The 22,402-nt window shown below is 52.8% G+C and carries 20 protein-coding genes; 14 read left to right on the forward strand and 6 right to left on the reverse strand.

Features of this window, described 5'->3' with window-relative positions:
* The first annotated feature begins 127 nt into the window (after positions 1-127).
* The 7 genes from FRY98_RS22055 (at position 128) to FRY98_RS22085 (ending at position 7,466) form a co-directional block, all read left to right on the forward strand.
* Positions 128-1,156 carry a FecCD family ABC transporter permease gene (locus tag FRY98_RS22055; protein ID WP_249043497.1) on the forward strand — a complete coding sequence of 343 codons (1,029 nt, stop codon included), beginning with the start codon at positions 128-130 and terminating at the stop codon, positions 1,154-1,156.
* Between the two features lie 6 nt (positions 1,157-1,162).
* Positions 1,163-1,924, forward strand: a complete 762-nt coding sequence (locus tag FRY98_RS22060; RefSeq protein ID WP_148456197.1) for an ABC transporter ATP-binding protein — start codon at positions 1,163-1,165, stop codon at positions 1,922-1,924.
* A gap of 16 nt (positions 1,925-1,940) precedes the next feature.
* Positions 1,941-2,966, forward strand: a complete 1,026-nt coding sequence (locus tag FRY98_RS22065) for an ABC transporter substrate-binding protein (RefSeq protein WP_148456200.1) — start codon at positions 1,941-1,943, stop codon at positions 2,964-2,966.
* A gap of 124 nt (positions 2,967-3,090) precedes the next feature.
* A complete protein-coding gene (locus FRY98_RS22070; RefSeq protein ID WP_148456203.1) occupies positions 3,091-4,806 on the forward strand; it encodes an ABC transporter ATP-binding protein in 1,716 nt (571 codons plus the stop codon).
* A gap of 86 nt (positions 4,807-4,892) precedes the next feature.
* Positions 4,893-5,951, forward strand: a complete 1,059-nt coding sequence (locus FRY98_RS22075) for an NAD(P)/FAD-dependent oxidoreductase (RefSeq protein ID WP_148456206.1) — start codon at positions 4,893-4,895, stop codon at positions 5,949-5,951.
* 220 nt (positions 5,952-6,171) lie between these two features.
* Entirely contained in the window at positions 6,172-6,513 is a 342-nt protein-coding gene (locus tag FRY98_RS22080; protein ID WP_148456209.1) for a PadR family transcriptional regulator, read from the forward strand.
* The gene (locus FRY98_RS22085; protein ID WP_148456212.1) at positions 6,510-7,466 is read left to right on the forward strand and encodes a permease prefix domain 1-containing protein; all 957 of its coding nucleotides are present in this window, start codon (positions 6,510-6,512) and stop codon (positions 7,464-7,466) included. Before FRY98_RS22080 ends, FRY98_RS22085 begins: the two co-directional genes overlap by 4 nt.
* An 893-nt stretch (positions 7,467-8,359) precedes the next feature.
* Here FRY98_RS22085 and FRY98_RS28685 read toward each other — a convergent pair.
* Positions 8,360-9,025 carry a hypothetical protein gene (locus tag FRY98_RS28685; RefSeq protein WP_211373347.1) on the reverse strand — a complete coding sequence of 222 codons (666 nt, stop codon included), beginning with the start codon at positions 9,023-9,025 and terminating at the stop codon, positions 8,360-8,362.
* Between the two features lie 480 nt (positions 9,026-9,505).
* Here FRY98_RS28685 and FRY98_RS22095 point away from each other — a divergent pair, with 480 nt between their 5' ends.
* On the forward strand, positions 9,506-11,344 hold the full coding sequence (locus FRY98_RS22095) for a S8 family serine peptidase (RefSeq protein ID WP_148456214.1): 1,839 nt from the start codon (positions 9,506-9,508) through the stop codon (positions 11,342-11,344).
* Between the two features lie 278 nt (positions 11,345-11,622).
* Here FRY98_RS22095 and FRY98_RS22100 read toward each other — a convergent pair whose 3' ends face one another.
* Positions 11,623-12,477, reverse strand: coding sequence for a sulfurtransferase (locus FRY98_RS22100; protein ID WP_148456217.1), 855 nt, complete (start codon positions 12,475-12,477; stop codon positions 11,623-11,625).
* Positions 12,478-12,660: 183 nt separating this feature from the next.
* Here FRY98_RS22100 and FRY98_RS22105 point away from each other — a divergent pair, with 183 nt between their 5' ends.
* Positions 12,661-13,584, forward strand: a complete 924-nt coding sequence (locus FRY98_RS22105) for a DMT family transporter (RefSeq protein ID WP_148456220.1) — start codon at positions 12,661-12,663, stop codon at positions 13,582-13,584.
* A 785-nt stretch (positions 13,585-14,369) separates the two neighbouring features.
* Here the strand turns inward: FRY98_RS22105 and FRY98_RS22110 are convergent.
* On the reverse strand, positions 14,370-14,582 hold the full coding sequence (locus tag FRY98_RS22110) for a hypothetical protein (RefSeq protein WP_148456223.1): 213 nt from the start codon (positions 14,580-14,582) through the stop codon (positions 14,370-14,372).
* A gap of 196 nt (positions 14,583-14,778) precedes the next feature.
* On the opposite strand from FRY98_RS22110, the gene FRY98_RS22115 reads away from it, so the two are divergent.
* Positions 14,779-15,375 (forward strand): hypothetical protein, encoded by a 597-nt coding sequence (locus FRY98_RS22115; RefSeq protein WP_148456227.1) that lies wholly within the window; start codon positions 14,779-14,781, stop codon positions 15,373-15,375.
* Here FRY98_RS22115 and FRY98_RS22120 read toward each other — a convergent pair whose 3' ends face one another.
* Positions 15,376-16,377 (reverse strand): ketoacyl-ACP synthase III, encoded by a 1,002-nt coding sequence (locus FRY98_RS22120; protein ID WP_148456230.1) that lies wholly within the window; start codon positions 16,375-16,377, stop codon positions 15,376-15,378. It lies immediately after the preceding gene.
* A gap of 218 nt (positions 16,378-16,595) precedes the next feature.
* Between FRY98_RS22120 and FRY98_RS22125 the strand changes: the two genes are divergently transcribed.
* The 4 genes from FRY98_RS22125 (at position 16,596) to FRY98_RS22135 (ending at position 19,826) form a co-directional block, all read left to right on the forward strand.
* A complete protein-coding gene (locus FRY98_RS22125; RefSeq protein ID WP_148456233.1) occupies positions 16,596-18,731 on the forward strand; it encodes a DNA topoisomerase III in 2,136 nt (711 codons plus the stop codon).
* 47 nt (positions 18,732-18,778) lie between these two features.
* A complete protein-coding gene (locus FRY98_RS28520; protein ID WP_170287157.1) occupies positions 18,779-18,916 on the forward strand; it encodes a hypothetical protein in 138 nt (45 codons plus the stop codon).
* Between the two features lie 123 nt (positions 18,917-19,039).
* Complete coding sequence (locus tag FRY98_RS22130) at positions 19,040-19,303, forward strand: DUF1294 domain-containing protein (protein WP_148456236.1); 264 nt, start codon at positions 19,040-19,042, stop codon at positions 19,301-19,303.
* Positions 19,304-19,391: 88 nt separating this feature from the next.
* Complete coding sequence (locus tag FRY98_RS22135) at positions 19,392-19,826, forward strand: universal stress protein (RefSeq protein ID WP_148456239.1); 435 nt, start codon at positions 19,392-19,394, stop codon at positions 19,824-19,826.
* A 139-nt stretch (positions 19,827-19,965) separates the two neighbouring features.
* On the opposite strand, the gene FRY98_RS22140 is transcribed toward FRY98_RS22135, so the two are convergent.
* Complete coding sequence (locus tag FRY98_RS22140; RefSeq protein ID WP_148456242.1) at positions 19,966-21,576, reverse strand: hypothetical protein; 1,611 nt, start codon at positions 21,574-21,576, stop codon at positions 19,966-19,968.
* Positions 21,577-21,581: 5 nt separating this feature from the next.
* Positions 21,582-22,298, reverse strand: a complete 717-nt coding sequence (locus FRY98_RS22145) for an ATP-binding cassette domain-containing protein (RefSeq protein ID WP_148456244.1) — start codon at positions 22,296-22,298, stop codon at positions 21,582-21,584.
* Positions 22,299-22,402 lie beyond the last annotated feature (104 nt).

Raw genomic sequence — 22,402 nt, forward strand, 5'->3', positions numbered from 1 at the left:
TCATTTTCATATAGAGATGGATGCAGGGAGGTGAATTAGGAATATGAAAAGTGAGAGCGCGGGTGCGAGTAGGAGTGTAACGCTATCAAAGCCGGTTGGAGTAAAAACAGGGGGCCTCTACTTTGCGATGATCTTCGTTTTGATCGGCATGATTTTGTTGTCCGCGGTATATTCGGTATCGATTGGACAGGTTCACATACCCTTCAGCCAGGCGATGGAGATTTTGCTACATGCCATGACAAACGGTCATCTGGGTTCGCTGGAACATATCGAAAGCGAATCTTACTTGAACATTATTTTGCAAGTGCGGGCACCTCGGGTTATATTCGCCCTTCTTATAGGCATCGGGCTGTCGTTGTGCGGGACGGTCATGCAGGCCGTCGTGCAAAACCCGCTCGCCGATCCGTACATCCTCGGCATTTCTTCGGGGGCATCGTTGGGAGCTACGTTTGCGATTCTGGTCGGATTTGGAAGCGGCGCGTTTTTGTCGCAGTTCGGCATCGCATTCGGAGCCTTCGCCGGCGCCATGATCACCTCGTTAGCGGTGTTGGTTCTATCCAGTATAGGAGGAAAAGCCACATCGGTGAAGCTTGTCCTGTCCGGGGTTGTCGTCGGCGCGTTGTGCGGTTCATTTTCGAGTTTGATTATTTATTTTGCCAACAACACGGAAGGGATCAAAACCGTTACTTTTTGGTCTATGGGGAGTCTCGCTTCGTCCAGTTGGGAGAAAACGCCGATCATGGCCGTGGTCGTTTTGCTGGGCTGCGCGATGTTTCTTTTTCAACACCGGGTCCTGAATACGATGCTGCTTGGCGATGAAGCCGCCGTAACTCTCGGTATCAACCTGAGCGGTTATCGCAAATTGTATTTGGTGGCCACCGCCCTGATTACCGGAACGATGGTAGCGTATGCGGGGATGATCGGTTTTGTCGGTCTTATCGTTCCGCACATATGCAGAGGCTTGTTCGGAGCGGATCATAAACGGTTAATGCCGGGTACCCTGCTATTGGGGGCGCTGTTTCTCATCTGGGCCGACATCCTGTCAAGGACGCTAATTCATAATGTCGAACTGCCTATCGGCATCATTACTTCCGTTATCGGTTCGCCGTTATTTATCTACATGATTGTTAAAAAAGGCTACAATTTCGGAGGGTAAACAAGCATGGAATTGACCGCGAAGGAAATGGAGATCAGGCTCGGCAAAAAAGAGATCGTAAAAAATGTTTCGATTCAGGTCAAAACCGGGCAGTTCGTAGGTTTGATCGGCCCGAACGGGTGCGGGAAATCGACGCTGTTAAAAAGCATCTACAAAAGCCTGGTTCCCCAAAGGGGATCCGTCTTTCTGAATGAGCTGGACGTGTTGAAATCATCCGAAAAAAAAGTGTCGCAGCGATTGGGCGTCGTCGGCCAGTTTAACGAAATGCACTTCGATTTGACCGTACAGCAAATGGTGATGCTCGGCAGAACGCCGCATAAACGGATGCTGGAGTCGGATAAACAGGAAGACTACAGGATCGTCGAGGACGCATTAACCAGAACCCGTCTGCTCGATTACCGGGAGCGGAGCTACCTGTCCTTATCCGGCGGGGAAAAGCAAAGGGTGATTTTGGCAAGGACCATCGCCCAGCAGCCTGAATTTATGATTCTGGATGAGCCGACGAATCATTTGGATATCCGCTATCAGCTTGAAATTTTAACCTGCGTCAAGGAATTAAAAATAGGTGTGCTGGCTGCTTTGCACGATTTGGAAATGGCAGCGCATTATTGTGATTATTTATACGCCATCAAAGACGGGGAAGTGTATGCGCACGGCATCCCGAATAGGGTGCTCACCCCTGAAGTTATCGAGGCGTTGTATCAAGTCAAGTGCCAGACTTACATCAATCCGGTAACGAACGGACTCGGCTTTGCTTATGGAATTTAAGAATGGAGGAAGGAAAGTGAAAAGAATTTTAGTTTTGGGGATCGGTTTGACCCTCATGTTGACATTGGCGGCATGCGGAGGTTCGGCGAAAAGCGGTTCACCTGTAGCGGAATCCGAAACGCCAAGTCATTACCCTGTAACGATTCAAAACTTCAAAAAGACGGAGGGCGGAACCACTTGGGAGAAAAAAGATCAAGTCTTCGACAAAGCTCCCGAGCGCATCATGGCGAACACCCGGCCGTCCGCGGAACTGCTGCTGCATCTGGGCTTGGCCGACAAAATCGTAGGGGTAGGCGCCAGTTTCGGACAGCCGGACAAAGCGGTGGAAGCGGAGTACGCCAAGCTGAACATTCTTAGCGACGGATATGTGGGCAAAGAAGTAACGATGGGAACGAATCCGGATCTGGTCATGGGTCGGGGCGGGCTGTTCGACAATGCCGACTGGGGCGTCGGTACCGTAGATACGCTTAACGAAATGGGAATTCGTACATATGTCCTTGAATCTTCCGTAGCCGGGGGGACGTATGAATCCATCTATAACGATATTAAAAATTTGGGCGAGATATTTGAAGTGCAGGACAAAGCCAAAGAATTCGCCCAGGAGCTCAAAAGCCGGCAAGAAGCGGTCATTTCCAAGTTAAGCGGCATTACGGAGAACAAGACGTACGTTTACCTGCATATGAGCGATCCCAAAGAGGTGAGCGTATTAACGCTGGAAGGGGAGACGTTCTTTAACGGGGCGATGAATATGATCAAATTGGACAACGCGTTGAAGGATCAGACGGGCGAGGGGAATATAGAAATGCTGATCGAGGCCGACCCGGATGTGCTGATTATTCCGGATTGGAGCATCAGCAACGGCACGAGCCCGGATAAGATCAAGGACGGGCTTTACGCCAATCCCAAATTGTCCGGCATGAAAGCCATTAAAAACAAACAAATCTACGCCATGGATTATAACTACATGTTCGGCTATGGGTACAATACCCTGGACGGAATTGAGATTTTGGCCAAAGAGATGTATCCGGACCTGTTTAAGTAAAGATTACCGCCTAAATAAAGAGTACAGCTAATTTATTGAAAAAAAGGCATACGTCTGATTATTTATTGATAATGATTATCATAATCATAAGGGTTATAACAACAGGAAAGGAGTGAGATTTCGATTGATCCGAAGATTTTTCTCCTATTACCAACCTTACCGAGGTTTGTTTCTGCTCGATTTTAGCTGTGCGATTATCGCCGGGCTGCTGGAGCTGGCCTTTCCGATGGCCGTTAATGTGTTTATCGACGATCTGCTGCCGCAAGGAAAGTGGAATGTCATTTTGCTGGCTTCCATAGCTCTTATCGCCTTGTATATCCTGAGCGCGGTGCTGATGTATATCGTCAACTATTGGGGCCACATGCTCGGCATTAATATTGAGACGGATATGCGCCGCAAATTGTTTTCCCATATCCAGAAGCTGTCGTTCCGGTACTTCGACAATACCAAAACCGGTCACCTGATCGGCCGGCTGACGAACGATATGAACATGATCGGGGAAATGGCGCACCACGGACCCGAGGATCTGTTCATCGCCGTGATGACGCTCGCCGGTTCCTTTACACTGATGGCGTTCATCAACTGGGAGCTGGCGCTTCTGACCTTTGTGATTGTGCCGGGCATCGTCTGGGTCGTGATTTATTTTAATAAAAAAATGACGAAAGCGGTCGACCAGCTATTTAGCGATATTGGCGATTTTAATGCGCGGATTGAGGATAGCGTGGGAGGAATTCGCGTCGTTAAGGCCTTTTCCAACGAGGCCCACGAGGAAGCGCAATTCGCTGTGAACAATGGGCGTTTCCGGTTGACGAAGCTGGCCTCCTACAAGCTGATCGCCCGCAATGGCTCCATCAGCTATATGATGATGCGTTTTGTTACGGTGTTTGTTATGGTCTGCGGAACCTGGTTCGTCATTCAGGGGCGATTGTCTTACGGCGAATTTGTCGGATTCTTGCTGCTGACCCAAGTGTTCTTCCGGCCCATCGAGAAGATCAACGCTATAGTGGAAAGCTATCCGCAGGGTTTTGCCGGCTTCAAACGCTATACGGAGCTGCTGGATACGGAGCCGGACATCGAGGATGCGCCGGACGCCGCAGAGATGCAGCCGTTTCAGCGGGAAATTCACTTCGACCACATCTCCTTCGGCTATGGAGAGGACAAAAAGGTGCTGAACCGGGTTGACCTGGTCATCCGCAAGGGAGAAACGGTGGCTTTCGTCGGGCCGTCCGGCGCGGGCAAGACCACGCTGTGCAGCCTGCTGCCGCGTTTTTACGAAGTGCATAGCGGCGCCATTCGCATCGACGGCGTGGATATCCGCCGCGTGACCCAGGAATCGCTGCGCGGGCAGATCGGTATTGTGCAGCAGGATGTGTTCCTGTTCGCGGGGACGATCCGCGACAACATCCTGTACGGCAAGCTCGGCGCGAGGGATGAAGAGGTGTGGGAAGCCGCCCGGAGGGCGAAGCTTGATGAATTTATCCGCACCCAGGAGCAAGGGCTGGATACGATAATCGGCGAGCGGGGCGTGAAGCTGTCGGGCGGTCAGAAGCAGCGTCTGGCGATTGCCCGGATGTTTTTGAAGAATCCGCCGATACTGATCCTTGATGAAGCGACCTCGGCGCTCGATACCGAGACGGAGCTTGCGATTCAACAGTCGCTTGCCGAGCTGGCGAATGGACGGACGACGCTGGTCATTGCGCACCGGCTGGCCACGATCAAAGAGGCGGACCGCATCGTGGTCGTAACCGATCAAGGCATCGCCGAGCAGGGACGGCATCAAGAGCTGGTGGAGGCCGGCGGCGTATACAGCCGCCTGCACCGGGCCCAATTCGGAACTTAAGTTTTTTGCGGCCGTGTTGACCGGGTGTCGGATCGATAGATAGACAAGATAAAAGTTCTTAGATGATAAGCGGGAGGTAACCTGAAGTGCATGATTTGGAACTTTATGATTTGACGATTATCGGCGGCGGGCCCGCCGGGCTGTACGCGGCATTCTATAGCGGGATGCGGGATATGAAGGCCAAGCTGATCGAGGCGAAGGAAGAACTCGGCGGCCGGACGCTGATTTATCCGGAGAAAATGATCTGGGATGTGGGGGGAGTAACGCCCGTGCGCTGTGAACGGTTGACACGGCAAATGATCGATCAGGCGATGACGTTTGATCCTACGATCGTGCTGGGACAGCAAGTTTGCGGGCTCGAGCGTCTGGATGACGGAACGATGCTGCTGAAGACGGAAACGGGCGAACGGCATTGGACCCGCACGGTGATTCTTGCGTTGGGGCGGGGGGTGCTGAAGATGGCAAAGCTGGAGATCGAGGGAGCCGAGCGCTATGAGGTCAGCAACCTGCATTATACCGTGCAGGAACTGGAGGTATTCCGGAACAAGCGGGTGCTCATTTCCGGCGGCGGGGATTCCGCTGTGGATTGGGCGAACGAATTGGAGCCGATCGCCGCAAGCGTAACCGTCGTTCACCGCCGTGAGCATTTTGGCGGACATGAGCGCAATGTGAAACGGATGATGGCGTCGTCCGCCCGCGTCCTTACGCCTTATGCGGTGAAGCAGCTTCACGGCAATACGGACGGCAAGGCGATTGAGGCAGTATCCATCGCCCAGGTGAATTCGGACGGCCAATTGGGGGACACTGCCATGCGGCTCGACGTGGACGCCGTGATCGTAAACCACGGCCTGCGCGGCGATTTCGGCAATATCGTCAATTGGGGGCTGGATATGGGAGAGTGGGATATTCAAGCTAACGAACGGCTGGCGACCAGTCTGCCCGGCGTATTTGTGGCCGGCGACGTGGCGAGTTATGCGAGCAAGCTGCATTTGATCGCCGGCGCGTTTACCGACGCCGCCTTGGCGGTGAACAGCGCCAAGCAGTATCTGGAGCCGGAGGCGTACAGGATGGCCTACGTCTCCTCCCATAATCCGAAGTTCAAGGAGCGTAATCTCGCGCTCGGCGTGGCGGAGGAGGAGGCTTGAGCGGAGGAACGGAATCGACATACTCGGAAATTTGCTGTGTATGATCTTTAAAACGAAGAGCCCGCGATAGCGTGGGCTTTTTTGTGTGTGTCCGGCAAGGGCCGCTTTGGTTTTACGTTTTATGTGCGGACTTGTATTTTACCAAAAACTATTTTATGATATACTTCGTATTGCGAGGTAGTTAAATGTTACGAAGTACTTGAAAGAGGTGAATAGTTTTTTGGATTTCGACAAAGAGATGTTGAAGGGGTATATCGATGTCATTCTCTTGAGTCTACTTCAGGACAAGCCGATGTACGGGTATGAAATTGCCAAGAAAGTGCGCGAGGTAAGCGGCGGCGCGATGGATCTTAAAGAAGCCACCTTGTATATGGCGCTTAAGCGGTTGGAGAAGCAGAGTCTGGTGGAGGCCTTCTGGGGAGAAGACGATGAATCGAGCGGCGGCGGACGGCGTAAATATTACCGGCTGCTGCCGGAAGGGCAAACACGCTTGCAGGAAAACCAGCGGAGCTGGGCGGTGTTCCGCAACATTATAGATACATTACTAGGAGGAGACCGATGATGAAAACGATGAGCTTAACCACTGAATCCACCCGCCGGATTACGGAATATGTCGACCAACTGTGCAGACTGATGAAAGAACCCGCTGCGGAAATCAATGACTTTCGCGAGGAGATGACAGCCAACCTGATCTCGGGGGTTCTGGAGCACATGCATACCGGGATCAACGAGCAGCAGGCGGTAACTATGGCGTTGTCGCAGTTTGGCGAAGCCGGGGAAGTCAAGCGCGAGCTGGAGAAAATCTACACCGTCAAAAGGCGTTTTGCCGCCGGCGTACTCCGCAGTGCACTTACCTTACTGGTTCTGTCTGCCATCTGCTTGGGATTGATCATCGGTGTATGGAATGAGCGGACGGTAGCAAAGTTTACTGAAGACGCCTATCAAATGGTGGGGCAGGAATTAAGCACTCCCGGTACCACCTCGCTATCCCAGCCGCTTCAGGAGAAACTGAAAGCCTGGGTGGAAGACACCTGGGGGGTAAAAGGAATTAGCGTCGAGCGCGCTTACTATCAGAAGAATGCGTCTCCCAGACTGTTTATGTATGCAGCCGATCCGGAGGCGGAACAATGGCTCAATTATTTCCGTTCGCCTCATATGGAATCCGAAGGAGAAGGCGACTCCTTGCCGAAATCCCATTTTTTCATCCACACCAGGATCCTTTCTAAAGCTGGCCATGGCCATTCAGCCACGGAGCAGCCTCAGACGATTGACGAGAATTCTTTCATCGTCAGCGTGGCGACCACGTATTTCAATTATACCTTTTTCTACAGCTTGGGATTGTTCCTGCTCGGCGGCTACTGCCTGCTGTTTACGGTCTGGGCGGGGATGAATGCTTATTATGAAGGGAAAGGCAATATAGGCTGGATTGCACTGTTTCTGTTAACAAATATTATCGGTTATGGACTTTACCTGCTATCACGCGGAAGCAAGCGGCGAGGTGCGGTTGCATTATAGTCCTGAAATATGACAAAAGGATGGACGCCGTGGGATGTGGAAGGAAGCCGGCCTCTTCCAAAGCCAAAAACGTTTGGATAGGCGGAGACGCTGGGTCGACTGGGCCGCAGTATATGACAGTCTGCGGTCCTTGCCTAGTGCCCCACCTCGTCAGACAACCTTGAGCCAACGTACCTTGATTAACATAGAATTCCTGCAAATCTGCATGTTTTTTTCTTGTTTGGACCCCAAATTTGAAAATTCCTGCAAATCTGCAGCAATTTTTGACGAAACCGGCTCCTATCTCTAAATTCACTAGAAATACCTGCAGATTTGCATCTATTTTCGCATATCCTCGTCCGATCGATTTAAATACCTGCAGATTTGCATCTTTTTGGAGTTGGAAGTTCGCGGGGCTCTTGATGGTCGTGGGCTTAATACGGATTGGATGTTAACTTTTGAAAAAGTGCTCACTGTATCCTTGTGGAGACCGCTCCAAAACGGCACTATATTAAGTTGAACTATGGATTTGCATATTAGACAGCGATGTAAAGGGCTCTTTTCACACTCTTGATCTGCAACTAAATGTCTGGTTTGAATTACAGGGAATTCTTACCGTTAATTTGGTACGTATGCGGCTGCAGAGGCGAATTAGCTGGAAAACCTCCCGTTAATTCGCCTGAAATTGTGTATTTCGGCAATAGAGCCGCGAAATAGATGGAGCTTTTCCAGCTAAATCCGCTGGAAGAGCCAAGAGCCGTACATTAACAGGAGATTTTCCCGTTAATGTTGTAGACTCCGACGGCGGAACCCTATATCTACAATTGTGGATGTTGGCAGCGTATATCCCGAAACCCCATCATATCCTTGCCCAACGCCAATTCTTTAGTTCAACTTATATAGTATCCTTTGGATTACTGCGGCAAAGTAATATTTCTCTCCACCATAAGAGGGATCAATTTACGGAATGCGATCGTGGATGCAGCCTTTTCCTCCCTTTGATAGGCTTCAAAGTCTTTTCGGAATGTCTCTTGTAGATCCTCAGGTAAATGGCGGATGTATAGGTGCGCGCATGCACTGATCTGTTCCGGTGAGCCGAAATCAACGACCAGGTCAATGATGTCGATCACATAAAACTCCATAGGATTCGCCTGGGGCAAAAACCATCCGGTCATAATGGCTTCCTCAAGTACCTCCTCAAGATTCGTACCATACTTGTCCACCAAAGGAACAACCTTGTCTTGAATCAACGTGATAATTTCCGCCAGTTCCCGCTCTCGGGTGGCTTCTTTAGCCAGATTCCATACCTTGCCTTTGTCTCGGAAACTGCTCAAGCTGATATACCAGTATGTTTTTCCGCTGGCCGTATTTATCATTCGGCAATCGGTGTTAAACTCCAAATAACTTCCGGCCACATTGGAATTATGACTCGAAAAACGCACCTCGGCCGTGAAGGGGCCCACTTGTTTGACCATGCTTCTCCTGGATTTATAGTACTTGAATCCGCAAGACTCGCAGGCCGCAGCGATTCTGGAACAACATTCTCGAAAAATATCCTTGCTGGTTGGATGGTCTGCCATATCGGTTCATCTCCATTTTGCTTATTCTATTAAGGGTAGGACAACATGGAAATCCCTACCACAATCAAAGTCCATATATTACTACGAAAAAACGGGCCTCCGGGTTCCGTTTATTCCCGTGATCTTGAAGACATAGCAACGCTTTGTTGGCCGGCTGTTGAATTAAGCGAGAGAGTTGCTTGAATGTCTTTGTAGACGGTTCAAACAGGAAGATTTTCTGGGGAATCGGCCTTTTTCTGTGCAACAAATTGGGGAGAGGGTGCGTCATTAGAGAAAAGTAAAATTTTGGACACAATTAATCGACGCAAACCGACTGTAAATAAAGTTAAAATATGTAATTATGAAAATTAGTAAGTGAAACCATTTACTCCAGAACGGTAACAAAAGGAGGGGCTATGGGCGGCGGGATTCAAGAATAATTATGAACGTGGAGTTAAAAATCTTGTCAGTAAATTAACTTATGAAAGGAGAAAAGCAAGCATGCTAAAGAAAACGGTTACATTACTTCTGGCAGGTTCCATTGTTTTTGGCGGGATGACACAGTCCGGAACAATTCAAGCTAATGCAGATGGAAATGGGCTCGTCATGGATAAAGAGAAGTTGATCTTAAAGCAGATTGATGAGCAGAGTGTGCAAAAAGAAACACAAACATTTAAATTACCTGTTTTAACTGAGGAGGAAAACTTCGAGAAGGATGAGGAGCCTGAGTCAAAGATTACTCATATGTTGAGAGAGGAATTAGAATTAAATAAAGATAAGGAGACCACCTTTGATGTAGAGGTTTTGGTACATTTCGATTATACCGACGAGGAGTTTGAACAGAAGTACAAGGAGTTATTTGGAAATTCTTTAGAATTAACAAAGAGAAAAATCAGCTCTTATCTTATTGAAAATATCAACTACGAGCAACTGGTCAAGCTTGAGATGCTAAAAGAGGTTCTTGTAATAGCCTCGATTAATAATTATATAGTTCCCGATAAAGCGGCTGAAGGGGGGGAGGAAATCGGTATCAACCTTAATTCGTCTACTGACATGATCGGCGTCAAAAAGGCAAGGAAGGACTTTAAGGTAACAGGTGATTTAGATGGAAATGAAAATGTTTATTCTACAAAGGATGTAGTCATAGCCATTGTAGATACCGGAATTGATGCTAATCATGTAGATTTGGACGGTGGTAAAGTTATTGCTTGGTACGACGCGGTTAACGGAAAAACCAAGCCCTATGATGATCGCGGGCATGGTACCCATGTAGCTAGCATTGCCGCCGGAACTGGAGAAGGAGATCCGGGAGTACAAGAAGGGGTAGCTCCAGGCGCAGCTTTAGTAGGTGTAAAAACTTTACCGGGAGCAGGTCAAACCGGTGATCCCAGAGATACATTAAAAGGCTTAGAGTGGATCTTAGCAAATCTAGATCGATATAGCATTGATGTTGTTAATATGAGTATAGGAACTACAGCATCATATGAAAGCAGGAAAGAAGTTATTAACACGATAAATAAAATTAAAGCACGCGGTGTCCCGGTTTTTGTAGCAGCCGGAAATGAGGGGAACGATGAACCTTATTACGACACTTTATCGACTTACGCTAAATACACCTCTACCTCAGTCGGAAATATTAAAGACCCTTATGAAGGAGGCTGGGGACTAGCAGAGACTTCTTCTCGCGGAACTGATGAAAATGTATCCTATAATAAAGGCCCTTACGTAGTACTACCGGGTCACAATGTTCGGGCTGCTGCAGCCAATACGGGGAAGGAATATGTGACACTTTCTGGCACTTCCATGGCTACGCCGATGGTTTCAGGTGTGTTTGCGCTGATGTATGATGCCGCCTATTCCCGTGGAGTTTCATCTAGCATTAATTTTACAGTAACAGATATGGGAGAAGAAGGTTTCGATAAAAACTACGGCAATGGAAGAGTGCTGGCATATGAGTCTATCAAAGATGCTGCTCAAGAATCATCCGGGAGTTTTGATACGCATCGGACCTATATTCGAGTACCTAATGGGAGCGTTCAAAAAGGAAACGTGGATTTATATGCTGTAAGAGTCAATTCAAGTGCTGCTGATTTAAATGCCACCTTGCTAGTTTTAAATGAAAAGGCGGAAAATCTGGATCTTGTGATTTGGGCGCCTGGATCAAATCCGTACCAAGGGGATCCATCTTCTTACTGGATTCGTAGAAACGACGGACCGCCACAAGAGTTCTTCAGTTTGTCTAATCCTCCTAGAGGAACTTATTATATTGGCGTTTATGGTGTTGAAGACTCGGCCAATTATTCTTTAGAAATCACCGGGCACGAACTTACTGTAAATTGATGTTAAATAAAATGTGAAAAAATACACAAATAACTACAACTAGAATGGAGAGAAACAGTGAACAGCCATGGACGATCTCATTTTTGGGACAAGGGGTGACTTCCGTAACGGGTCATTTTCTTGTCCTTTTTAGTTTTCGGATAATCGCGCTGATTCTTCTGGGGCTGCTTGATTGCTATGGAATTTTGTCCAAGCAACGGGGGGAGCGGTGCGTCTGCCAGGCGCTATCTAAAAAAAGAAAAGCCCGCGTCGGGCGCGGGCTTCTACAATTCCAACTTTTAGCGTTCTTCTCCCTTTGCGATAGGATTGTTCTCATAGCTAATCCAGTCGCTCCAACTGCCCGCATAGAGTTTCGCCTGCGGGTAGCCCAGCCGGTACAGCGCCAGCACGTTGGGACAGGCGCTGACGCCGGATCCGCAGTAGACGACGGCGTCGCGTCCGTCGTCGAGCGCCCGGATGACCGGGGTGAGCTGCTCGCGGAGCGCAGCTTCCGCTTTCCAACGCCCCTGGTCATCCAGCACGTCCTTCCAGAACCGATTGACCGCGCCGGGGATATGCCCGGCTTTTGCGTCAATCGGTTCCTGGACTCCCGCATAGCGCGAAGCTTCGCGGGAGTCCACCAGCAGGACGCCGGGATCGCCGAGCGCCCGGCGGACCTGGTCCACGTCTGCGATCAGTTCGTCGCGGACGTTCAGCACAAACGCGGCCGGCACCGCGGTCCGCTGCGCGTCGGTCACCGGGAAGCCGCCGGCCTGCCAGGCGGCGAACTCGCCGTCCATGACGTACACGTCGTCATGGCCCAGCCAGCGCAGCAGCCACCACAGGCGCGCTGCGTACATGCCGCCCTGGTCGTCGTAGGCGACGACGCGGTGGGCGTTGCCGATGCCGGCCCGGCTGAGACGGGCGGCTAACTGCTCGGGCGCCGGCAGCGGGTGGCGGCCGCCATGTTCACGGACCGGAGCGGACAGGTCCGCCTCCAGGTCCAAAAAAACCGCGCCGGGAATATGCGATGCCGCATAGGCTTCCCGGCCGGCGTCCGGACGGCCCAGCGTGAACCGGCAGTCAACGATCACGAGGTCCGGCTCGTACATACGGGCCAGGACCCATTTTGGCGTTACGATGGGATCGGTCATATGAGTTCAGGCTCTCCTTTTCATTCCATTAAGTAAATGGCTTTTTTTCGATACAAAGGTGAAAGTTATTTTCAATGTAGCACACCGCCTGGCCTTTAGACTATAATTAGGTTCGGTCTGCCTGACTTTACTGTAATTTTTAAAAACGTCGCCGACACATTCAAAAGAGCAAGGAGCACCACCATGAAATCGAGTACCAAGTCATCTGTTTCATTTGAGCTTCTTTACGTTATCGGAATCATTGCGATTTCTTTCTCATCGATCTTTATTCGCTGGTCCGCCGCGGAGGTGTCCGTCGTCGGCATGTACCGTCTTTATTTGACGTGCTTGCTGATGCTGCCGTTCGTCTGGAAGTACCGCAAGGAAATATTCTCTCTCACTGCCAAGCAATGGCGAGGCCTGCTGTTGTCTGGTGTGATGCTGGGACTCCACTTTTTGCTCTGGATGAGCTCGCTGCGGCTAACGACGGTGGCCAGTTCGACAGTCATTTTGACGTTGGAACCGATCCTCGTGATGATAGGCTCTTTTTTCCTGTTTGGAGCCAAAGTAAACCGGGCTATGCTCGCCGGAATGGGACTGGCGCTCGTCGGGTCGATCGCGATAGGTGCGGGGGACTTTAAATTATCGGGTACCGCCCTGCACGGAGATATTTTGTCCCTGCTCGGCACGGTGGCCGTGGCGGTTCACATGCTGTTCGGCAAACAATTGCTCAAAAATATGAGCGCCTTCGTTTACAACTTCTGGGTGTTTTTCATCGCGGCTTCGACACTTGCGGGCTATAACGCCGCCAAGGGGTTTGAGTTCACCGGTTATTCGTCAAAAGAGTGGGGGATTTTTCTTCTCCTCGCGGTGGTTCCGACCTTGTTCGGGCACTACCTGTTCAACTGGCTGATGAAATTCATCAGTGCGGCCGCCGTTTCGATGGCCGTGCTGGGCGAGCCGGTTTTCTCCTCGCTGCTGGCCTGGCTTTTGCTGAAGGAGAGCCTGACCGGTGTCCAGTTGGTTGCGGGGGTGGCCATATTGAGCGGAGTCTGGATTTTTATCCGTTACGGAAAAGAAACCCCTGCGGCCGAGCCTGAGCCAAAAGTGCTTAAAGAACCGGCATGATCCCGCCGGTCATTTTTGAACGCAATCGCGACCCTTTTAGGGATGCGATTGCGTTTTTTTATGGGATCGGACTCGGTATAGCGTCCTTCTCGCCACCCTAATGAGCGGCTTGGCAATGGGATCCGGCACGCTGCGCTATTTTTTGGCCGCCCACTGAATTTCTGGCTGCCTGCGCCGAATCTCTGGCCCTTCGTGCCGAATCTCTGGCCGCCCGCCGAAATAACGGCATTTTTGACCGTTATTTCGCCCCATTTTGGCTCCGGGGGAATAATAGCGGTCAAAAAGGGCCTTATTTTCCTGTTTCGGGCCCCGAAACTAGGTTTTGGCCCGATTTTCCAAAAATAAGGGCCCAAAATGCCGCTATTCCTCATTTTTGTGCCAAATTCGACAAAATAGCACCCAAAAATGCCGCTATTTTCGTAAGCTGCCTCAAAAAGGCGGGGCATGAGCAGCAACTGACTGCCCGCGCCTCGCCGCGCCCGCTCTATGGTCTGGCTGCAGTCACATGCTCGCCTTCACTCGGGCAACGGTGCGTCCGTCCTCACCGTCCCGCATCTCCGCTCCAGCTCATCCTCACCGATCCGCGTCTCCGCCCGCTCTGTGTCCGGCTGCCGTCACATGCTCGCCTTCACTCGGGCACGGTGCGTCCGTCCTCACCGTCCCGCATCTCCGCCCCAGCTCGTCCTGGCCGCCCCGCGTCTTGCCCCAGCGTGTCCTCGCCGACCCTACCCGTCTCCAACCCGGCGTAGCGGTTCCTCGCCCGCGGGTCTTCCGGAATGGCCGCCTTATTTTCTCAGCTCAAAAAATTGGCTGTCGCTGCGGGGGTGGTATGTCAGCTCGCTGACGCCTTTTTGCGTGATGACGGTGTCGTCGGTAAAGCGGATGATGCAGGTGCTGCTATCTACCATATGGTTATCGCGGAAAATACGGACGGACAGTTTACGGTCCACCGCTTCCTGAAAATCCTGCTCGGTCAAAAGTCGTCTGATCGTTGGCACGCGTATATAATCTCCTCTTGTCTATTCTCTTCGTTTCTTGCCACCAGCATATCAACGAACCTATTGAATGTCCAGTTGCCTCATGGTACCCGAAAGGAATGCCCAACCGTACCCCCGGGCTTATGCATATGATGAAGTAAGAGACGCGATTTTTTTAAAAAGACTTTTCAAAATTTCATTGAGGAGAGGATATGACATGTCTGGATATCGGCTTGGCGGTAGGAGAGGAGGGCGCGGAAAAAGACTGGTAAGGCAGACGCCCACCGCCTATTTGCTGCAGAGGATGGCGGCGGGCATGCTTCCTTTGTACAAAACGGTCGCCTGCAATCCGCGTTTTGCGGAGGCTTGGAGCCGGGCGGTGGTCGGCGCGGACCTGGATGGGATGAAAAAAATGCTGTGCGTAGCGGCGCCGCGGCTGGCCCACCACGGGTTGGGGAGCAACGGGATCGGATATTTTATCTCCTTTAGCGGACCGTCGTCGTCCTCTTATTCGTGCGGGGTGACCATTCCGCCGGGGCAGGTTCAGTTTCACTTCAATCCGAGGATTCATCAGCGGATCGCCCGGGCCGTTCTGCCGTACTACCGGGAAATGGCCCGTCGTCCCTCTTATTGTGCGGCCTTGGCCAGAGCGATCCGGAGAGGCCATCAACGGGCCGCTTCCCGCTTGGTTCGTTGTTTTGTCAAAACCCCCGCTCTAAAAGCGGTAAAAATTCAGAGCGGAGGCATCAAGCTGGTCTTCAAATATCCCTCCAGCAAATATGAATATACCTGCCTGTTGTTCCGGGAGTTTTAACTAGTTCGGGGTTACTCCCCAACGGATCAGGAGCCCGCAATGGGTCAGACCGCTGCCGAACCCATAGAGCAGCACCCGGTCGCCGGGATTCAACTGCCCGGCCCGGACGCCGGCTTGCAGCGCGAGGGGGATGGACGCGGAAGACGTGTTGCCCATCTCCGTTACGCTCTGGAGGGTTTTGGCCAGGGGAATTCCGGACTTTTCGCAGATGGACTCGATCATCCGCAGATTGGCGCTGTGGGGAACGAACCAGTCGATATCGTCCACGGTCAGCTGCGCTTGGTCCAGCAGCTTCTCGATGCCGGCCGAGACCGTGCGGACCGCCCACTTGAACACTTCCCGGCCGTTCTGAACGATGCGGCCTTCGCCGGCCAGCGGCTCGCCGTCCATCTCCGCCGACAGGCCGGAGCGGTAGACGTGGATACCGCCGCTACCCTGCGTTCCCATAATCGCGGATTCGAAGCCCGGCTGATCCGGCGCATACTCCACCAAAGCGGCGCCGGCTCCGTCCCCGAACAGGATGCAGGTGCTCCGGTCGGTGTAGTCCGTAATTTTGGACATCGTTTCCCCGGCGACGACCAATATTTTGCGGTGAAGTCCCGAAGTGATCATTCCGTTCGCCATATGGAGGGCGTAAGTGAAGCCCGCGCAGGTGGCGTTCAAGTCGACGGCTCCGGCGTCCTCTATTCCGAAGTGCTTTTGGATGCGGCAGGAGACGGTGGGGAACGAGTAGTCCGGGGTTGTGGTGGAGGCGATGATCAAATCCACGTCCTCCAGGCCAACGGTTTCCCCGCCGGGACCGCGGAGGTTCTCAACGGCCCGCACGCATAAATGGGAGGTGAATTCGTCATCGGCGGCGATGTGCCGCTCCTGGATCCCGGTACGCTGGACAATCCAGGCGTCGCTGGTATCGACGAGCTTTTCGAGATCATCGTTCAAAAGCAGGCGTTCGGGTACATAGGTTCCCAAAGCGGTGATGCGGGCTGCGGATTTCGGGTTCACTCACAATCACTCCTTAGTCATATGTTCGATAATTTTGTTATCTGGTATTAGTACCTGGTGATAAAAACATTATATCCGGTTTGTATCCTTTTTCCAAGTCCCCTTTTTTATACACTCATACCCTTAAATGATCTAGGCGAAAAAACACCGGCGAGTCTGCGCGATGCTTATTGGGATGCTATAATGGATGAAGGAAAGAAGGGAGTGCTCAAACAGTCATGAAAACGTTGGTACTGGCGGAAAAACCGTCTGTTGGCCGGGAATTGGCGCGGGTGCTGGGCAGCCGCGAAAAACATAAGAGCCATTTCGAAGGTCCCAAGTACGTGGTTACCTGGGCGCTCGGCCATTTGGTCGGTCTGGCCGAGCCGGAGGATTACGACGGCAAATTCGGAACCTGGTCTTTGGAGGACCTGCCGATTCTGCCCGGCAAAATGAAGCTCAAGGTGCTGCGGGAGAGCAGCCATCAATATAAAGCGGTGCAGCAGCTCTTGCGCCGCCAGGACATCGGCGAGCTAATCGTCGCGACGGATGCGGCCAGGGAAGGCGAATTGCTGGCGCGCTGGATTATGGATATGGCGAAATGGAACAAGCCGTTTAAACGGCTGTGGATTTCTTCGCAAACGGACAAAGCGATCAAGGAAGGCTTTGCTTCATTGAAGCCGGGCTCGCAGTTCGACCGGCTTTACCAATCGGCCCGCTGCCGGGCGGAGGCGGATTGGATGATCGGTCTGAACGTCACGCGGGCGCTGACCTGCAAGTTCGGTTCGCCCTTGTCGGCCGGACGGGTACAGACCCCGACCCTGGGGATGATTATGCAGCGGGAACGCGAAATTATGTCCTTCCGGTCGGAGGGGTATCAAGTAGTCCGCGCGGATTTTGGCTCTTTTGAGGCCGTATGGCGGGGAAACGGCGGCGATTCGCGGATTTTTGAGCCGGGTCGGGCCGAGCAACTGCAGCGGAAGCTGGAGGGGCGGGGCGGAACGATCGTCAAGCTGACCAAAAGCGAGAAGCAGGTGCCGCATCCCCAGGCCTACGATTTGACGGAGCTGCAGCGGGATGCGAACCGATTGCTGGGCTTCTCCGCGAAGCAGACCTCCAACGTGCTTCAGCGGCTCTATGAGCAGCATAAGCTGGTCACTTATCCCCGCACAGATTCGCGTTACTTGACCTCCGACATGGTGGAGACGCTTAAGGAGCGCCTCACCAGCGTAGCGGTCGGACCCTATGCGTCGCTGGCCAGACCGCTGCTTCGCAAGCCGCTTCAGCCGGGCAAACGCGTAGTCGATGACAGCAAGGTGACGGATCACCATGCGATTATTCCTACCGAGCAGACGGTGCTGTTGAATACGCTGAGCACGGAGGAGCGCAAGCTGTACGACCTCATCGTGCGGCGGTTTATCAGCTTGTTCTATCCGCCGGCCCGGTTCGACAACGTCGCGGTCGTGATCGACGTGGACGGGGAGAAGCTGCACGCCAAAGGCGTCACGGTCAAGGACAGCGGCTGGAAAGCGGTGTACGACGGGCAGGCCGTCGCGGACGGCGAAGACGAAGACGACGAGGACCGCGAGGAAGAAGGCGGTTCGGCCTCGCTGCCGGAGCTGAAGGAAGGCGAGAAGCTGACCGTCAAGCGGTGCCGCCTGCAATCCGGCCGGACGCAGCCGCCGAAGCGGTACACCGAAGCCGCGCTGCTGACGCAGATGGAGAAGCATGGCCTGGGCACGCCGGCGACGCGCGCGGATATCATCGAGAAGCTCGTGAGCTCCGACACGATCGAACGGCAGGGACCCAGCCTGCATCCGACGGGCAAAGGCAAGCAGCTCATCGAGCTCGCGCCCGCCGACCTCCGCTCGCCGGAGTTGACGGCGAAATGGGAAGCGGAGCTCGAGCGGATCGCCCGAGGGCAGGGCAAGCCGGAACCGTTCCTGAACGGAATCCGGGAGATGGCCCAGACCCTCGTCAAAGGCGTAAAAAACAGCGAGGCCACCTACAAGCCGCACAATGTTTCGAACAGCCATTGTCCGGACTGCGGGACGCGGCTCCTCGAGAAAAAATCCAAGCGCGGCTTGATGCTGGTCTGCCCGAGCGAGGACTGCGGCTACCGGCGTTCGGGAGAGAAGCGCTTGTCGAACCGGCGCTGCCCGCAGTGCCATAAGAAGATGGAGCTAAAGGAAGGCAAGGCGGGCATGTACGTGCAGTGCCTCCCGTGCGGCATTACGGAGACGCTGAACAAGGATGCGAAGCACGTCAACAAGCGGGAGCAGCAAAAGCTGGTCAAGCAGTATGCGAAGCAGGAATCGCTCGGTTCCAATCTCGGGGAACTCCTGAAAGCGGCGCTGGAGAAGAAGGGAGAATAGAATAAAAGCCGCGGCCGCCCGGAATCCTAAGCCCGGGAGGTGATTTTATGCCGCATAACAAAGCGGAGAAAACCGAGAACCGGCAGAATAAATCCAGTATCCTGGAGGAGCATATCGCCCTGAAGCCCAAGAAGCAGGCCGAGTATCCTCCGAACCTCAACGAGATTCCGAAGCAGGAGTCTTAGACGCAGCGCTCCCCGCAAGGGGAGCACTTTATTTTATTTTCCTAATTTAAAAAGTTGGCGTTATAATGGAATCAGAAGGCATCCGCATAACTAACCCGACGGGAACGAGGAGGCGATAAGGTAATGAGGACGGGCTTGCTGGTCTGGCTGATATTTATTAATGCCGTGGCCTATATCGTCATGTCCGATGACAAACGGCGGGCCAGGCAGCGGAAGGAACGGATTCCCGAGAAGACGCTGTTTCTGCTGGCCGCGATCGGCGGAGCGCCGGGCGTACTGTTGGCCATGCAATTAAAGCGGCATAAGACGAAGCACGTCAGCTTCAGGGTGGGCATCCCTGCGCTCCTTGTTTTAAACGCCGCGTTATACGGGTATTTTTTTACTTGAGGGCCTTCTTTATGCAGTGAGGCATTCGTTTTTGGCAAGTGTGACAGGTTGGAGAAGTACATACTCTAGAGAAGTGAGGTGCTTTCCTATGTTATTTTCCAAAATACTAGCGGCCTATGACGGCTCCAAAGCGGCCAACAAAGCGCTCGATAAAGCGGTGGAGCTGATGAAGATGACGCCCGGCGCGACGCTCGAGGTGGTACACGCCTTTGACTTTCCGCGTTTTTATATCGCGGAGGGCTTCGCTCCCGTTCCGGCCAAGGTGAACCAGGATTTCTACGAGCTCGCCGAGAAGACGGTCGAGGAAGTGAAGAGCCGGCTGGAAGCCGACGGGGTTGCCGCCAAGGTGGAAATGGTGCAAGGGGCTCCGGCCGAATCGATTCTGGATTACGCGGACAAACACGGCAATGATGTCATTATTATTGGCAGCCGGGGCTTGGGCGGAATTCGCGAGTTCGTGCTCGGCAGCGTCAGCCACAATGTCGTGCAGCATGCCCGGATTCCGGTACTGGTCGTGAAATAACTATATATTTTGTAGAAAAAAGAAGCCGCTCCGCGGGAAAGGACAGGAAATTGCCGGTCCATTTCCCGGGAGGGCTTTTTTTGCAAATGCGGCCTAGGAGGACGCCTGTTTTGTCGGCTGATGCCATTTCAAGCAAGGCTCACTTCACACGGAATGTCCGGGGAGCGTACTTGGGCACAAGAGCGAACGCACATCCCAAATAAAGGACACTCAGCGCCAGCACGGCTATAGTAAAGTAAAGCGGATCCGGCCGCATTTGGATCGTGATCACGCTGACCATGGAAATGACCCAGTTGAAGATGAGAAAAAACGGGTTTTTGGCGTTCAATTCCGTGGTGTACGGCTGAAAAATATAGTACGAGAAAAGATGATGCACCGAGAAAAAGACGGACAGCGAAAGAACGCATATCCACATAAGTATCAGACTGCTCCGATTTACGCTAAAGTCTCCGGCAACGGACGCGACGATCGTCAGGATCAACCCGAGAATTCCGGCGATCAGCAGGTTCAGGCCGAGGATTCGGGCGAGCCTGAGCCGGAAATGCTCGGCCGCCGCCTGGCGGTAGAAACTGTGGCGGAGCAGTTTGAGATCGCAGTGGTAGAACAAAGCCTTGCAGATTCTTTCGCCGACGGACAGGAAATACTGGACGATTAGAAGGATTGGCAGCAGATGACCGAGCCCAGCCGCTACAGACGCCGCCTGTTGGCGGAACACGAAGACGGCGAGAAGGGCGGCCGCGCCGAGCCCGCCTAGAACCGCTAGGCGTTTTTTTACAGGCTCATAGATCAAACTGCGGTGCCGGGCGAAAAAGATCGCGTTCAAATAGGCGAATCCCTTTTTCCCCTCAAAGGCCTTGCTGGAGAGAGTCTCCGCCGTGTAGTCGCTCTCCTTGGTCCGCACGGTGCTTTTCTGCGCATCAGCCATCACCTTGCCGAGATCCAGCAGGGGATCATCCCGTTTCGTCGCCGCCTCGACCGCATCCTCATACCGCGTGAAGCGGAACAGCCGGATGCCCGCCGTGAGGCCCAGCGCCGCGATCAAGAACATGACCGGCCCGTTGATCAGGAGCGTTCCGGTCGCCGGAATCCACTCCAGCTGCAGCGGCGCGTAAGCCGCCGCCAAACCGCCCAGGATCACTAGCCAGACGATCAGATTATGCTTGATCAGGATTGTCCCGGTCCGGCGGAAAATCCAAAGATGAAGCAGCTCGCAAACGAGCCGCCAAAGTGTGGTTGCTATGGCTACGATGACGCCCGTCAGTGGAGAAGCCCCCAGCCGGGCGGAAAAGAACAGCAAAGCAGGCAGCAGGAACACCAGAAAGGCCGCGTAGCGATAGCCGAGAGTCGCCTGCATGTATCGGGTTGCGGACAGCCTCATGAGCTTGACCGCAATATACTTGTCCCGCTTGGGCTCCAGCATTTTGATATTGGCCACACCGGCGATGATGAAGCTCAATAGGAAGAAGATATGCCAAAATAAGGCCAATTGCTCCGGTGTACTCAAATGCCCGTCGGCCGCCCGGACCGGAAAGAAAATCACGAGCCCCACGTACAGCGAATGCGCCAGGAATCCCCAGAGCAGGCTAAGACAAAAGGCGAAGACGGCCGCGATCCGCTTGATGCGCAGGTTGCCGTAGATGCGATCCGAAATGCGGCGCCCCAGCCACGGCAGCCTTTGCAAATAATAGATGAGCATGTTCGCAAAGGAGGATACCCGCAAATTCAAGATCATACGAAGTGTGTTCAGCAAGAGGCTCACCCCTCCTCTCCCGGCTCATCTTGCAGCAAATCAATTACGCTTTGTTCGAACTCGGGACTATGCAGCAGCTCGGACGGAACGGACGACAGGCGTCCTTGATTGAGCACCACAAGCTCGTCGCATAAATCGGATGCAAGCTGCAGGATATGCGTGGAAAAAATCAGGATATGATCCCGTTTCATCTCCCGCAGCAGATTTTTCATCTCCAGAGCCACAATCACATCGAAAGAGGTCAGCGGTTCATCCAGCAAAATGACCGGTGGCCGGGTGATCATAAACAGGAGCATCTGAATTTTATTTTTCATTCCGTGGGAATAATTTTTGATTAACCGATGCCGGTCTTCCTGTTCAATGCGCATCATCTCGAAATACCCGTCGATATCGTGGTCCGGCCGGAGCTTGTCGCTATTGATGTCCATAAAAAACTTCACGAATTCATATCCCGTCAAAAACTCGGGCAGAATCGGCAGCGAGTAGATATAGCCGACGTCCTCCTCCCGCAGCTCCCGAACCGTTCCGTCGGCCTCTTTAAGATAAGCTTTGCCGCCATCGGCTTTCGTTTCTCCGCTCAGGCAGTTGAATAGGGTGGTTTTGCCGGCTCCGTTGCGGCCCAGCAGACCGTAAATCTTCCCTTGCTCGAAGTTGTATCCAGCACCACGCAGCACCTTTTTCCCGCCGTAGTCCTTCAGGATATCTTCTAAAATCAAGTGCATGTGCGATTTCCTCCATTTTTGATTTTCCTTATTTAGTCTATTACGAATACGTATAAAACGATGAAAGGTCGCGCGAAAAAAAGAGAGGGAGGTCGAAGGTATTG

The organism is Paenibacillus faecis (assembly GCF_008084145.1).
In the GTDB taxonomy this organism is placed as follows: Bacteria; Bacillota; Bacilli; order Paenibacillales; family Paenibacillaceae; genus Fontibacillus; species Fontibacillus faecis.